This window comes from Pseudomonas sp. 34 E 7, from assembly GCF_900005715.1.
Lineage (GTDB): Bacteria > Pseudomonadota > Gammaproteobacteria > Pseudomonadales > Pseudomonadaceae > Aquipseudomonas > Aquipseudomonas orientalis_A.
The window spans coordinates 1,425-2,189 of record NZ_CVTX01000167.1; the positions used below are offsets into that span (position 1 = coordinate 1,425).

The following is a 765-nucleotide window of genomic DNA, read 5'->3' on the forward strand; positions in this document are numbered from 1 at the left end:
CCGGCGGCAACTTCGAGCAGCTGGTAGTTGCGCAAAACAGTGCAACGACAGCGATCAACGACACCATCGACAAGGTCGACGTTGTACTGACCGCTACCACCACCGTCGGCGAGGGCGGCAACATTGTTTACACCGCCAGCCTTGTGGATAAAAACGGCGCGCTGGTGACTAACATCACTAACCCGCTGACTGTCACCCTGGATAACGGCAAAACCATCACCATAGGTGTGAACCAATCGAGCGGTAGCGTTTCGGTTGTTGCACCAGATGACGTCTATAAAGGCGACCAAACCGTCACCACTGCTATCAAGACTGTCACTGGTGGCGAGCACTTCGAAAATCTCGTTCCAGGCACCACGCCGGTTAACACCACCGTTACCGACACCCCAGGTACCGACAACACCACCACCGTTACCCTGACCGCGCCGAGCGCAGTCAACGAGGGTGGCCAGATCACGTACACCGCGACCTTGAGCAACAAGGCCGGTACTGACGTCACTCTGAAACTGGATAACGGTTCAAACATCACCATCAAAGCCGGTGAAACTGTCGGCACTGTGACTGTGCCTGCGCCTACCGATGATGTGTTCATCGATAAGAGCACTCAGACGGTCAAGATTACCGACGCAACGGGCGGCAACTTTGAGAAGTTGGAAGTTGCTGGCAACGGCGCAACCACCGCGATCAACGACACCATCGACAAGGTCGACGTTGTACTGACCGCCACCACTACTGTTGGCGAAGGCGGCAACATCGTCTACACCG

1 protein-coding gene is annotated in these 765 nt (G+C 55.9%); it reads left to right on the plus strand.

Annotation, left to right across the window (positions count from 1 at the left end; translation table 11 throughout):
* Positions 1 to 765, plus strand: a 765-nt coding sequence (locus BFP96_RS31400) for an immunoglobulin-like domain-containing protein (RefSeq protein WP_371914773.1), incomplete at both ends; no start/stop codon positions are given.